Origin of the sequence: Enterobacter sp. 198 (genome assembly GCF_009025585.1) — a bacterium.
In the GTDB taxonomy this organism is placed as follows: Bacteria; Pseudomonadota; Gammaproteobacteria; order Enterobacterales; family Enterobacteriaceae; genus Enterobacter; species Enterobacter ludwigii.
Genome location: NZ_WCIM01000030.1, coordinates 830810 through 844297 on the forward strand (window position 1 = coordinate 830810; position 13488 = coordinate 844297).

A 13488-nucleotide genomic window follows, 5' to 3' on the forward strand; every position below is an offset into this window, starting at 1 on the left:
GGAACGATATGAAACTTTGGCTATCGGGTTTAGCACTTCTGGCGGTGGCGTCCACCGCGCAGGCTGAGAATTTCCGCATCGTGCAGTCTCCTGCGCAGAAGCTGGATATCTGGATTGATAACATCAAAGACAACACCCCACAGAGCTGGTGTAAGTCAGAGATTGCGCTGCGTATCGTGGCGAACGGCAACAAAGACGTTTCGGTTCTGGAGAACTTTGTCCCGCGTCTGGGCTCGCTGCTGGAACACCAGTGCAGCAAAGTCAGTAAACTGAGCTGGACGCTGAACGATCCGTCCGGGACGACGCTGGCGCAGGGGACAGCAGGCAAAGCGCAGGACTGGGCGCTGGTGGTAAAACAGCAGCAGACTGCGCCAGTGAGTACTCCGGCCAGCGGTGCGTTGCTGCCGCCGGACCAGAACGCGGAAACCCACACGGTTGCTGCCGATCGCACGCCGTGGCAGGAATTTACCCTTCAGGACGGCTGCCATCTGCGTACCTTCTGGGAAGGGGGCTCGTCTGCTCCGGCGCTCTTTATTCCGGATTCAGACACCACCCGCTGCGGAAACGGGAGCTGGCTGAGTGGACACACGGTTATCTCCCAGTCCCGTAGTGGTGGACAAAAAGAGATACCGGTGACCTACATTCACGGCTTCCCGGTCATGGGACTGAATCAAAGTGCCGACCCGGAAAACGCGCTGATCACCTCCGTCAACAAAGAGCGCATGGTTTTCAGCACCTCCAACAGCGACCAGAGCTGGATGATCCTGCCTTACGACAGCAGCCTCAACGGCTGGAAAAGCAACGGCACGGTGGCCGTGGAGATTTCACGTGAGACCGCCAGCGACGATGCAAAACTGCAGGCGCGTATCGCCGCGGTGAAAAAAATCTGGGGCGCCTGGGTTACCCCTGGCACAACGCTCAATATCGTCCTGATTGACACCCTGCGCCCTCAGCTGCGCGATCCGGCAGTCGGCGCCTGGCGCGCGGCAAACTAAGGAATGGCTATGAATACGCTCTATCAACACCTGGCGGGTGAATCGCTGAGTGACGCGCTGGTGCGTCTTGAAGCTGAGATCAAAGCCCGTCCGGCCGATGCCGATCTCCGCGCCGCGTTTGTGCAGTTTTTGACCCTCAGTGGTAACTGGACGCGTGCCCTGACTCAGCTGAAAAGCTGGCTGGCACTTAAGCCCCAGGCTAAACCAACCGTTACCCTGCTGGAGCAGTCCATCCAGGGCGAGCTGCAGCGCGCGCAGGTGATGGCGGGGCAGGCTCGTCCTGCCATGCCTGAAACGCAGTGGCCGTGGCTTACCACGCTTGCCGCCGCACTTAATGACGCGGGAGAGCGTGCTCAGGCGCTGCGTCTGGAAGCCCTTGAGCAGGCGCAGGCAACGGCGGGGCAAATCACGCTTGAGAATGACGAGACGCAGGCATTCGCATGGCTGATGGACGGCGATGCTCGTCTGGGGCCCGTGTGTGAAACCATCGTCAACGGCCGTTATTTCTGGCTGCCGTTTAACGCCATCGCCGAGATCCGTTTCCAGGCGCCTGCCAGCGTGACTGACCTGGTGTGGCGTCATGCGCTGGTGCGCCTGACGGACGGTACCGAACAGGTTTGCCAGATCCCGGCACGCTATCCTTTCGCAGCGGATGCGTCTGACGCGGTTAAGCTCGCGCGCACCACCGAATGGCTGCCGCTCGACAATGACGGCACGCTGTATGAAGGCATGGGGCAGAAAGCCTGGCTTAGCGAGCAAAGCGAAAGCCCATTGCTGTCGTTGAACCTGGTGACGTTTGCTGCGGATGGAGCCCATGAGTAATCCCGCTGGCGAAGGCGATCTGCTGCGCAGCGGCTGGCAAGCCCGCAGCAAGCAGGAGAAGGTGGGGGCGCGCGATAAAATGCAGCCCTCGCTGCTGGATCGCCTCACCGATAACGATCCGGAAAAAAAACGCGAGTCCGCCAACAGTAATCTGATTACCCACGCCGCCCTGCGCCGCAACGTGCTGCGGGATCTGCAGTGGTTGTTTAACACCATCAACCATGACGCATCCGGCGACCTGAGCGCGTTGCCGCATGTGAACCGCTCGGTGGTTAATTTTGGCGTCGCGCCGCTGGCCGGGAAAAGAATGTCAGACATTGAATGGCACGACATTCAGCGCAAGCTTACCGAGGCCATCATTAACTTTGAACCGCGTATTTTGCCGCAGGGACTGCAGGTCCGCTGCGTGTCAGACACCTCGTCACTGGATCTGCACAACGTGTTGTCCATTGAGATAAAAGGGCGTCTGTGGTGTGTGCCGTACCCGCTGGAGTTTCTGTTTCGCACCGATGTCGATCTGGAAAACGGCCATTTTGAACTGAAAGATGCGGGGTGATCATGGAAAGTAAACTGCTCGAATATTACAACCGTGAACTGGCCTATCTGCGTGAAATGGGCGCTGAATTTGCCGAGCGCTATCCCAAAGTTGCGGGTCGACTGGGCATGCGCGGCATCGAAGTGGCGGATCCGTATACAGAACGCCTGATGGAGGGGTTCGCGTTCCTGACCTCCCGCGTGCAAATGAAAATGGATGCGGAGTTCCCGCGCTTCTCCCAGCGTTTGCTGGAAATGATTGCGCCAAACTATCTCGCGCCAACCCCCTCAATGGCAATTGCTGAAATCCAGCCCGACAGCACGCGTGGCGATCTGAGCAACGGTTTTAAGGTGCCGCGCGGCACCATGATGGACAGCCTGGCGCTGAAAAAGACCGGGGTCACCTGCAGCTACACCACGGCGCATGAAGTTAATCTGCTGCCGCTGAAAATCGATAAGGTCGAGCTGGGCGGTGTGCCTGCCGATCTGCCGCTGGCGCAGCTGGGCCTGAGCCAGCGGGGGATCAACAGCGCGTTACGGATCCGCATTGCCTGCGATGGCCCGCAGCATCTTGGGCATCTGGATTTTGACCGTCTGGAGTTTTTCCTTAGCGGCCTGGATATTGAAGCGCTCAAGCTGCTTGAGCTGGTCATGGAGCACCACGCCGGGATTGTCTGCCAGACCGTCAGCAAGCACCCGCAGCGACAGCTGCTCTCTGCGGATGCCTTGCGACAGGAAGGGTTTGAGCCGGACCAGGCGCTGCTTCCGGACGACCTGCGCAACTTTGACGGCTATCGTCTGCTGCAGGAATACTTTGCGTTTCCGGCACGGTTCCGCTTTATCAGCCTCAGCGGTCTGGGCAAGCTTATCCAGCACTGTGAAAATGAAAAAGCGTTCGATATTTTCATCCTGCTGGATAAAAGCGATGAGCAGCTGGAGCGGGTGGTTGATGCCAGCCATCTGGCGATGCATTGCACGCCGGTGATCAACCTTTTCCCGAAAGTGGCGGCGCGGCAGAAGCTGAGTGAGAGCCAGCATGAATATCATCTGGTGGTGGATAACATCCGTCCCCTGGATTATGAAATTTATGCGGTAAACAAAATCTTCGGCAGTGCCGACGGCCAGCGTGACGACCAGACGTTTCGTCCTTTCTGGAGCACCTGGAGCGGTGATGCGGGCAACTATGGCGCCTATTTTTCCCTGCGCCGCGAGCAGCGAGTGCTCTCTGAACATGCCCTGCGCTACGGCACCCGCACCGGTTATATCGGCTCCGAAGTCTTTGTTTCGCTGGTGGATGAACAGCATGCACCCTGGCAGGAAAATCTGCGCTATATCTCCGCGGAAGTATTGTGCACCAGCCGCGACCTGCCGCTGATGCTTCAGCAGGAACTCGGACAGTTCATCATGGCCGATTCCATGCCGGTGAAATCCCTGACCCTGCGAAAAGGCCCAACGCCGCCACGCCCGGCTCTGGCCGAAGGGTTTAGCACCTGGCGATTGATCAGCCAACTGCAGATGAACTATCTCAGCCTGATGGACAGCGAAAACGAAGAGGGTGCCGCCGCCCTGCGTCAGCTGTTAGGGCTGTATGCTAACCTGGCGGAGACGCCGGTTGCGCGTCAGGTTGAGGGCGTTCGCCACTGCGTGCTGGAGCCGGTTCACCGTCGCGTCCCGGAGCCGGGTCCGGTGGTCTTTGCGCGTGGGATCGGCATTACTCTGACGGTGGATGAGCGTGCGTTTTCCGGCGCCAGCCCCTGGCTTTTCGGCAGCGTGCTGGAACGCCTGTTTGCCCGCCTGGTGTCCATCAACAGCTTTACTGAATTCACGCTGAAGAGTCAGCAGCGCGGTGAGATTGGCTACTGGGCACCGCGTATGGGGAAAAGGGCACTACTATGAGCGAAGTCGCCTCCGCGTCGCTGCGTGTCCATCGCCTGACGCCGTTGCCGGACGCTTTCTGGCGCGGCGTTCGCGAGACGCCGTGGCGCTACGATCTGTTCCAGCTATTAAGACGCATTGATGCCCAGGGCGGTGAACGTTATCCGCTGGGGCGCGCGCCGCTGCCGAAATTTGAGCCGTTACGTATCGGTCAGCAGCCATCGATGAGCTTTGCGCCGTCGACCCTCGCGCAGGTGCGCCAGCGTGAAGAGAACGGGCTGCACGAGGTGTCTATCCTCAGCTTCGGTCTGTTTGGTCCAAATGGCCCGCTGCCCGTCCATATGACAGAGTACGCCCGCGAGCGTATACATCATCATCAGGACACCAGCCTGAGCGCGTTTGCCGATCTGTTCCATCATCGCCTGACGCTGTTGTTTTACCGTGCCTGGGCTGATGCGCAGCCCGCCGTCTCTCTTGACCGCGCGGACAACAAACGCTTTGAGGGGTACCTGGCATCCTTGATCGGCATGGGCCAGCCGGGGCAGATGACCAAAGGCAGCCTGAGCGCACATGCCCGTTTTACTCACGCCGGACACCTGACACGTCACGCCCGGGATCCGGAAGGGCTGGAGAAGATCCTGCGCAACTATTTTCACGCCCCGGTAAAACTGGTCACGAACGTGGCGCAGTGGATGCCGCTTTCGCCGCGGGAGCAGGCGCAGTTGGGTGAAGGGCGTCGACTGCCGCGGATGGGAGAATCCGCTTTTCTCGGCGTTGCGGTGCGCGACGTGCAGCACAAGTTTCGTATCGAAATCGGCCCACTGAGCGCGGAAGAGTACAACCGCTTCCTGCCAGGCGAAGCGTGGGTCACTGAACTGCGCGACTGGGTACGCCAGTACGCAGGGGTGGAATTTGAATGGGAAACTCGGGTTATTCTGCGCGCCGACGCGGTGCAGGGTGCCTCGCTTGGTAGCGCCGGGCGGTTAGGTTACAACACCTGGCTGGGCCTTCAGCCTCAGCCTGTCCCACGTGGCGATCTGGTGTATCGCGCAGAGCGATAATTTTTCTAACGCATTGTTATCAACGGAACCGAACATGTCAGAAATCAGCCGTGCCGTGCTTTTCGGCAAACTGGATACGCTGTTATTTACCTCACTGGAAAGCGCCACCGCGTTCTGCAAGCTGCGCGGCAACCCCTATGTTGAGCTGGTGCACTGGCTGCATCAGCTGATGCAGCAGCAGGATGGCGATCTGCAACAGGTGATACGTCATTTTGCTCTCGATGAACAGCAGCTGACGCGCGATATCGTGGCCGCACTGGATGCGCTGCCACGTGGCGCGAGTTCTGTTTCCGATCTGTCAGAACATATCGACAGCGCCGTGGAGCGCGCGTGGGTGTTTGGCTCGCTGAAGTATGGCGTCAGCCGTATTCGCGGCGGACATTTACTGATTGGCATCCTGAAAACCTGGAATCTGGCTAACGTGCTGAAAAGCATCTCGGCGCAGTTCACCCGCCTTAACGTCGACGTGCTGATCGAGCAGTTTGATGCGATTTGCGCTCAGAGCAAAGAGACGCAGCAGGCGGCCGCTGCCGCGGATACGCCAGCCGGTACGGTGCCTGCCGCACAGGGGACGCTGGCCCAGTATGGTCAGGACCTGACCGCGCGCGCCCGCGAAGGGAAGATTGACCCGGTTGTCGGGCGCGATGAAGAGATCCGCCAGATGGTCGATATTCTGATGCGCCGTCGCCAGAATAACCCGCTGCTGACCGGGGAAGCTGGCGTTGGCAAAACGGCGGTGGTGGAAGGGCTGGCGCTGCGTATCGCCGAAGGCGACGTGCCGGCACCGCTGCAGAATATTCAGCTTTGGCTGCTGGATATCGGCATGCTGCAGGCCGGCGCAGGCATGAAAGGCGAGTTCGAAGCGCGTCTACAGGCCCTGATTAATGAAGTGCAGTCCAGCTCTACGCCAGTCATTCTGTTTATCGATGAGATCCACACCCTGATTGGCGCAGGCGGCCAGCAGGGTACCGGTGATGCCGCTAACCTGTTAAAGCCGGCTCTGGCGCGCGGGCAACTGCGCACCATCGGGGCCACCACGTGGGCGGAATACAAAAAATACATCGAGAAAGACCCGGCGCTGACCCGTCGTTTCCAGACGGTACAGGTTCACGAGCCGGACGAAGCCAAAGCCATTCTGATGCTGCGCAGCACGGTGTCACCGCTGGAGACGCATCACCAGGTACTGCTTCTCGACGAAGCGGTCAGCGCGGCGGTCAAGCTTTCACATCGTTATATTCCGGCACGCCAGTTGCCGGATAAAGCCGTTGCGCTGCTTGATACTGCCTGTGCCCGCGTGGCGGTCAGCCAGAGCGCGCCACCGGCACAGCTGGAAGATTGCCTGCGCCATCTCGCGGCCCTGGATGTGGAGATCGAGATTGCCGGACGCGAAGCGCGCGTGGGTGCCGGCGATCCGGAGCGCGTCGCAGCCTTGACCGCCGAGCGCGATACATACGAAACAAAGCGCGAAGCCCTGACCCAGCGCTGGGAAGAGGAACGTGCTCTTGTGACTGAAATCATCCGCCTGCGTGCCGCGCTTTTTGCCGCGGGTGATGACGAGACCGGCGAACTGCGCAGCGCGCTTAACGCGCAGCAGCAGGCGCTCAACGCTTTACAGGGCGACGAGCCGCTGCTGTTTGCGGCGGTGGATGAAAATGTGGTGGCGGCGGTGGTCTCTGACTGGACCGGTATCCCGCTGGGCCGGATGGTGAAAAACGAGATTGATGCGGTGCTCAACCTGGCTGATACCCTCAACCAGCGCGTCATCGGCCAGCGTCACGGCCTGGATCTGATTGCCCGTCGCGTGAAAACCTCGCGGGCAAAACTCGATGATCCGAACAAACCTGTTGGCGTATTTATGCTCTGTGGCCCGTCCGGCGTGGGGAAAACGGAAACTGCACTGGCGCTGGCGGAGTCGCTTTATGGTGGTGAGCAGAACGTTATCACCATCAACATGAGTGAATTCCAGGAAGCCCACACCGTTTCCACCTTAAAAGGTGCGCCTCCGGGATACGTGGGTTATGGTGAAGGCGGGGTGTTAACCGAGGCCGTTCGCCGTCGCCCGTACAGCGTGGTCTTGCTGGACGAAATTGAAAAAGCGCACCCGGATGTACATGAAATCTTCTTCCAGGTCTTCGATAAAGGCTGGATGGAAGATGGCGAGGGCCGCCATATTGATTTCCGTAACACCATCATTATTCTGACGTCCAACGTCGGCACCGATCTGATCAGCGCCATGTGTGCCGATCCGGAACTGATGCCTGAGCCTGAGGCGTTAAGCGGCGCGTTGCGTCAGCCGCTGCTGGAGGTCTTCCCGCCAGCGCTGCTGGGCCGTCTGCTGGTGGTGCCGTATTATCCACTGAGCGACGAGATGCTGGGGCAGATTGTCCGCCTGCAGCTCAAACGCATTCAGCGTCGTCTGCAAGAGAATCACAATATTATTTCCGAGTTTGATGACAGCGTGGTGGAACAAATTGTTCAGCGCTGTACCGAGGTGGAGTCTGGCGGCCGCATGGTGGACGCTATTCTGACAAACACCTTGCTGCCTCAGATGAGCCAGATATTACTTACCGCCAGCCGCAGCGATGAGCAGTACCGACGTCTGCACGTCACCTGTGAGCAGGGCGAGTTTCACTGTCAGTTTGCCGCGTAATAATCATCAAGAGAACTGTAAAAGATGACGGATAATGATAACAATCGGACTGTCCCAAACGCGCTCCCGGTCGGGTATCGCTTCAACGAGTTTGAAATTAAAGAGGTGATCGGCGGCGGCGGGTTCGGCATCGTCTATCGCGCGTGGGATCATCAGCTCGAACGCACTATCGCTATCAAAGAATTCATGCCTGCCTCGCTCGCCGTGCGCGGCGACGATATGACGCTGGTACTGCGCAGTGAACGTTTTGGCAAAGCGTTTTCCGCCGGCCTGAACAGCTTCATTCAGGAAGCCCGCCTGCTGGCGCGCTTCAACCACCCGAACCTGCTTCACGTGCTGCGTTTCTGGGTGCAAAACGATACGGCCTATATGGGAACGCTGTTCTATAGCGGTACCACGCTTTCCCGCCTGCGCGAACAAAAACCGGAGCTGATTAACGAAGCCTGGATCCGTCGTATGCTGCCCATGCTGTTCGGTGCCATTAAGACAATCCATGACGAAGGCTATCTGCACCGCGACATCTCTCTGGATAACATCCAGATTCAGGACAACGGCCTGCCGGTTCTGCTCGATTTCGGCTCTGCGCGCCGCACCATTGGTAATCTCTCTGATGAGACGGAAACCATGCTGCGCCCGGGCTTTGCGCCGATCGAGCAGTACACTGACGACAACGAAAGCGAGCAGGGCCCGTGGACGGATATTTATGCCCTCGGCGCCGTACTGCGTACCCTGATTGTCGGCTCACCGCCGCCGGTCAGCGTGGTGCGCTCAATCCAGGACACCTGCAAACCGCTGGTGGAACTGCAGCCACAGGGCTATTCCCTCTCGCTGCTGCAGGCCATCGACCGGGCGCTGGCGTTGCACATGGAAGACCGACCGCAATCCATCGATGAATTCGCGGCGCTGATTGAGATGCCGGTAGCGGGTATCGACGATGTACTGAGCGCGAAAAAACCGGGCACGATGCTGGTACCGGTAGAGGAAGAAGCACCGGCTTCTGCACTGGACTGGCACCGGTATAAAATCCCGGCAATGGTTGCTGCGGGCGTGCTGGTTGGCGTCGTCGCCGGAGCGATGCTGTTTAGCGGTGGCGACCATGATGCGCCAGAGCAGGCGGCGCAGGCCCCCGCTGAGACGCGCCCCGTTGAAACCGCATCGAACGCGCCGGAAGTGAAACCGGAAACGGCGAAAGCCAGTGAACAGACTGCACCGACTGCGACAGCGCAACCGGCCACCCCGCCGGTGGATACCAGCCCGGTGGCACTGGTCTATATCCGTATTCTTGACGGTGAGACCCTGAAAGTGAACGGTGAGCCAAAAACACTGCGTCCGGCGAATAACGGTTATGCATCGCTCAAGCTACCTGCGGGCGAGGCCAGAATTGAACTGCAGGGCAACGGGAAAACGCGTACCCAGACGCTGGATATTGCGAAGCCTGGCACCTGGCTGGTGAATCCGTAAGTAAAGTAAGCAGGGACTGGTAACAGGACGGAGCGAATGTATAACCTCAAGTTTGTCTATCTTTTCAGCGAGAATGTCTCGCCAGCGCTTTTCGCGAAAATTATCCGCCCGTCCGTAGCCGGGCAGTGGATAATGTCAGTTCCCGACAATTCGCTGCGCTCGCTGTTTACGCGTTACGATTTGCTGCATTCCATCACCGGGGCGAATCCCTATCAGTCAGGACGCGATACCCGTAAGTTGATCGTGCAGGATCTCGATATCGGCAGGATCGTTGCCATCGACGAGAGTTTCCGTAACTGGTCATCGGTAACGGAGATATTTTATATCAATGCCGATGGCCGACTGCAGGCGGCCTCGCTTACCGGTCTGGGCTGGTATCCGGTAAGCACAATTGTCGATCGCTACGAAACCATGGTGCGAGCCTACGGTGCCCGTCCTGCGCCGACGGTACTGCCGAAGCAGGTGGTGAAATCCAAAGCGGCACAGGTGCCGGATGAGGCCACGCCGGGTAAAGACGGTAAAACCTATGCTTCGCAGCTACAGCAGATGACCAAGGCGGAACGCTGGCAGGCGCGTAAGGATCTGATCGCGAAGGGCAGCAACAGCCTTTACCCGGATGCGCAGATCGCCGCTAAACGACTGGCGGCGAATAATATTGCGGTGGAGAAAGCGAAGCTTGCTGAGAATGTTTATAAGACAGTGAATCCGCTGGAGACAACGCCGGGGGTGCCAGAGGGCTGGAAGGATATAAGCAACGATGCATCGGTGCTAAAGAAGTTAGGTCTTAAAAGTAAAACACTTTATGACAAGAGTGAGGATCCTGATTTTCTGGCACGCGTCTATCAGCCTGACCCTGACGTTTTTGGTGGCGATATGAACCCTACGCTGGTGTTCAGAGGGTCGAGGCAACCAGAGTTTTTCCCCATGAAGAACATGACTGACTGGAAAAATAACGGTGCGCAGGGGCTTGGGTTGGAGTCGGATTATTACCGAAGAGCCGTAAGTATGGGCGAGCAGCTCGCCAAATCAGGTCAAAAAATAGACATTGCGGGGCACTCTCTTGGGGGAGGTTTAGCATCAGCCACCTCTATGGCAAGTGGTATGGCGGGATGGACGTTTAATGCTTCTGGCCTAAATTCCGGTACCGTCGAGAAATATGGCGGAAGCATATTGGGCAGCACGGATAACATTCAGGCTTACCGCGTCGAGGGTGAACTGCTGACCAGGACTCAGGAAGTAAATGTTTGGGAAGATTTTAAAATGGTAAAAGGGCACGTGCCAGCACTTATAGCGAAAGAAGAGATTTCTGCCATTATGCCCAATGCTGCCGGAATAGCTCACGACCTTCCTGGTGGAATGGGGAGTGCATTTGACCGACATGGAATAGATCAAGCGATAAACTGTATTGAACAACAGAAGGATGAGGATATCTCTATTATCAGGAGCCGCGCGTGAAATCACTAATTTTTGGCTGGGTAGCGCTTTGTTTAATGTTTATGGTTCAGGGGTGCAAGCAAAATATGGATTTACAACCAGATAATTACTTTAATGGTGACCAGCTCACATTAGCGCGCGCAATTGAGAATGGTGACGGCGATGAGGTGAAAAAGTTAGCTTCGAAAACTGATTTAAACAAACCTGGTAAAGAGGACATGACCCTGTTGTTTTGGGCGGTGATGAATTCACTTAACGATAAAAAAACGCCTGAACATTTAAAAATTATCACTACTCTGATTAAGGCTGGCGCAGATCCGCTGCAGCCGAGGCCGCAGGGAAAAAGTTCGCCTGCAGAATTAGTATTAAAAGCGGACAGCGACGTGTGGATAAAGGCGATGCTGGACGGCGGATTATCTCCAGATGCAAAAGACAAAACGTTTGGTGAGCCTATAATATTCGAAAGTATCGAAGCGAAAAATACCGAGACACTCAAGGCGATGCTTGACGGCGGAGCGGATATTAATATTACCGACTCACTGGGTAGTACATTGTTAGTAGCCGCGCTGGATTACCACGCTTACGATCACGTGCTCCTTTTGCTGAAACGCGGTACTGACCCTGAAATTAGGACTATCAATGGCTGGACGATGGGCAATCAACTTCAACGTTATCTGAACAGAACAGAAGAAGGCAGTGAAGAATATAAAAAACTAACTGAAATCAAAGAGACGCTTATTCAACATGGTGGTAAATGGCCGCCAGCACCAGTCAAGTAAAGGTTAGGGCGAACATGACCGCGAAAAATAAAATTTTCTATTTCTGGGGTGTTATGGATGTCATCGGGATTGTGTTTTATTCGATTGGTCCATACCATTTACTTGAGTCATGGTGGGTTTCCACCGGAGGAAATCCGGGTGTAATTATCTTTATGCTGATAGCAGGTGGCGTAAACGGAATAGTGACAGGTGCTTTTTACCTTGTTTATCTCCTCATGCCAGTTTCCTTGCTTTTTTCTGCCTGGTTTTTTTTCACAAAACATCGATATGCGGTCGGTTTTGCTCTTATACAAGAAGTGCTGCGCGTTATCATCTTCAGTTGCTCAGTGACACTTTTCCCTATGGCGATCGCTGGTTTAGGATTGAGCGTTATTTCCATTAATATTGCTTTATTTATATTATCGGAAATATTAAAGATTGGCTCTCTCATATATATAATCAAAACAGTTCGCGCTAAATAACCAATCTGACACTGCATAGTATTACCATGACACATTTAGTGCCGTGAGTCTTTGCATCGCATAAGCCATATGGAATAAAGTTATGCTCAACCGAATTACCGTTCAGCTCCCGGTGGAGGGGCTTCTGTTCTGGAAACTCACAGGTCGCGAGGCGATGTCCGAGTCGTTCGCCCTGACGCTGACCTTGCTTGGCACGGATGCGCGCATTGACCGCAGCAAACTGCTGGGTCAGCCGGTCACGGTGACCATCCCGACGCAGAGCCTGCTGACGCCCCGCTATATCAATGGAAAAATCACCCGCGTGGCGGTGAGTGCCGTCGAGCTGACGGGCACCCGCTATGCGGTGTACCAGCTGACGGTGGAGCCGGACCTGTGGCCGATGAAGCGCGACCGTAACCTGCGTATCTTCCAGGGCCAGACGGTGCCGCAGATTGTGAAAACCCTGCTGGCTGAACATCAGGTCAACGTGGAGGATAAGCTCACCGGGAGCTACCGGGTGTGGGACTACTGCGTGCAGTATCAGGAGTCGAGCCTGGACTTCATCAGCCGTCTGATGGAGCTGGAGGGGATTGCATACCACTTCAGCCACGAGGCGGACAAGCACACCCTGGTGCTCACCGACGCCGCGACGCAGCATCAGCCATTCAGCGGCTACGAAGTCATTCCTTACCACCAGACGCCGTCAGGCGGCAGTACGGATGAAGAGGGTATCAGCCAGTGGGCGCTGGAGGACAGCGTCACCCCGGGGATTTACAGCCTCGATGACTACGACTTCCGCAAGCCGAACGCGTGGCTGTTCCAGGCGCAGCAGAACCCGGCGTCACCGAAACCGGGCAGTATCGACGTGTACGACTGGCCGGGACGGTTTGTTGAGACCGGGCATGCGGAGTTCTACGCCCGTATCCGTCAGGAGCGCTGGCAGGTGGAGCACCAGCAGATTCAGGCGACGGCCACGGCCGCGGGTATTGCACCGGGACACACCTTCACCCTGACCAGCGCCCCGTTCTTCAGTGATAACGGTGACTATCTGGTCACGGCGGCGGGTTACCATTTCGAGGAGAACCGCTACGCGAGCGGCGAGGGGGAAACCATCCACCGCACTGATTTCAGCGTCATCCCGGCGTCGGTGTCATACCGTCCGGCGCAGAGCACGGCGTGGCCGCGCACCTACGGCCCGCAGACGGCAAAGGTTGTGGGGCCAAATGGGGAGAGTATCTGGACGGACAAATATGGCCGCGTGAAGGTGAAATTCCACTGGGACCGTCTGGCGAAGGGGGATGACACCAGCTCCTGCTGGGTGCGCGTGTCGAGCGCCTGGGCGGGTCAGGGGTACGGCGGGGTGCAAATTCCGCGGGTCGGCGATGAGGTGGTGGTGGACTTTATCAACGGTGACCCGGACCGTCCGATTATCACCGG

General features: G+C 57.1%; 11 protein-coding genes. All 11 read left to right on the forward strand.

The features are described from left to right. Positions 1–8 precede the first annotated feature (8 nt). A complete protein-coding gene (locus tag F8561_RS22240) occupies positions 9–995 on the forward strand; it encodes a hypothetical protein (protein WP_113655980.1) in 987 nt (328 codons plus the stop codon). A gap of 9 nt (positions 996–1004) precedes the next feature. After that, positions 1005–1817 carry a type VI secretion system accessory protein TagJ gene (locus F8561_RS22245; protein WP_041162721.1) on the forward strand — a complete coding sequence of 271 codons (813 nt, stop codon included), beginning with the start codon at positions 1005–1007 and terminating at the stop codon, positions 1815–1817. Next, entirely contained in the window at positions 1810–2373 is a 564-nt protein-coding gene (gene tssE, locus F8561_RS22250; protein WP_010432861.1) for a type VI secretion system baseplate subunit TssE, read from the forward strand. Before F8561_RS22245 ends, tssE begins: the two co-directional genes overlap by 8 nt. 2 nt (positions 2374–2375) lie before the next feature. Further along, on the forward strand, positions 2376–4247 hold the full coding sequence (gene tssF, locus F8561_RS22255; protein ID WP_151887952.1) for a type VI secretion system baseplate subunit TssF: 1872 nt from the start codon (positions 2376–2378) through the stop codon (positions 4245–4247). Beyond that, positions 4244–5287 (forward strand): type VI secretion system baseplate subunit TssG, encoded by a 1044-nt coding sequence (gene tssG / locus F8561_RS22260; protein ID WP_151887953.1) that lies wholly within the window; start codon positions 4244–4246, stop codon positions 5285–5287. Before tssF ends, tssG begins: the two co-directional genes overlap by 4 nt. A gap of 34 nt (positions 5288–5321) precedes the next feature. Next, the gene (gene tssH, locus F8561_RS22265; protein ID WP_032678394.1) at positions 5322–7937 is read left to right on the forward strand and encodes a type VI secretion system ATPase TssH; all 2616 of its coding nucleotides are present in this window, start codon (positions 5322–5324) and stop codon (positions 7935–7937) included. A 24-nt stretch (positions 7938–7961) separates the two neighbouring features. Further along, positions 7962–9398, forward strand: coding sequence for a serine/threonine protein kinase (locus F8561_RS22270; protein ID WP_032680807.1), 1437 nt, complete (start codon positions 7962–7964; stop codon positions 9396–9398). Between the two features lie 36 nt (positions 9399–9434). Next, entirely contained in the window at positions 9435–10853 is a 1419-nt protein-coding gene (locus F8561_RS22275) for a phospholipase (protein WP_151887954.1), read from the forward strand. Positions 10854–10888: 35 nt separating this feature from the next. After that, positions 10889–11611, forward strand: a complete 723-nt coding sequence (locus F8561_RS22280) for an ankyrin repeat domain-containing protein (RefSeq protein ID WP_198921950.1) — start codon at positions 10889–10891, stop codon at positions 11609–11611. A 14-nt stretch (positions 11612–11625) separates the two neighbouring features. After that, positions 11626–12072 (forward strand): hypothetical protein, encoded by a 447-nt coding sequence (locus F8561_RS22285; protein ID WP_032679707.1) that lies wholly within the window; start codon positions 11626–11628, stop codon positions 12070–12072. Between the two features lie 82 nt (positions 12073–12154). Continuing rightward, positions 12155–13488, forward strand: a 1334-nt coding sequence (locus F8561_RS22290) for a type VI secretion system Vgr family protein (RefSeq protein ID WP_151887523.1), incomplete at its 3' end; no start/stop codon positions are given.

Bases quoted from the DNA above. Each gene is read 5' to 3' on its own strand.
- F8561_RS22240 (WP_113655980.1), top strand. From the start codon at position 9: ATGAAACTTTGGCTATCGGGTTTAGCACTTCTGGCGGTGGCGTCCACC.
- F8561_RS22245 (WP_041162721.1), top strand. From the start codon at position 1,005: ATGAATACGCTCTATCAACACCTGGCGGGTGAATCGCTGAGTGACGCG.
- tssE (WP_010432861.1), top strand. From the start codon at position 1,810: ATGAGTAATCCCGCTGGCGAAGGCGATCTGCTGCGCAGCGGCTGGCAA.
- tssF (WP_151887952.1), top strand. From the start codon at position 2,376: ATGGAAAGTAAACTGCTCGAATATTACAACCGTGAACTGGCCTATCTG.
- tssG (WP_151887953.1), top strand. From the start codon at position 4,244: ATGAGCGAAGTCGCCTCCGCGTCGCTGCGTGTCCATCGCCTGACGCCG.
- tssH (WP_032678394.1), top strand. From the start codon at position 5,322: ATGTCAGAAATCAGCCGTGCCGTGCTTTTCGGCAAACTGGATACGCTG.
- F8561_RS22270 (WP_032680807.1), top strand. From the start codon at position 7,962: ATGACGGATAATGATAACAATCGGACTGTCCCAAACGCGCTCCCGGTC.
- F8561_RS22275 (WP_151887954.1), top strand. From the start codon at position 9,435: ATGTATAACCTCAAGTTTGTCTATCTTTTCAGCGAGAATGTCTCGCCA.
- F8561_RS22280 (WP_198921950.1), top strand. From the start codon at position 10,889: ATGTTTATGGTTCAGGGGTGCAAGCAAAATATGGATTTACAACCAGAT.
- F8561_RS22285 (WP_032679707.1), top strand. From the start codon at position 11,626: ATGACCGCGAAAAATAAAATTTTCTATTTCTGGGGTGTTATGGATGTC.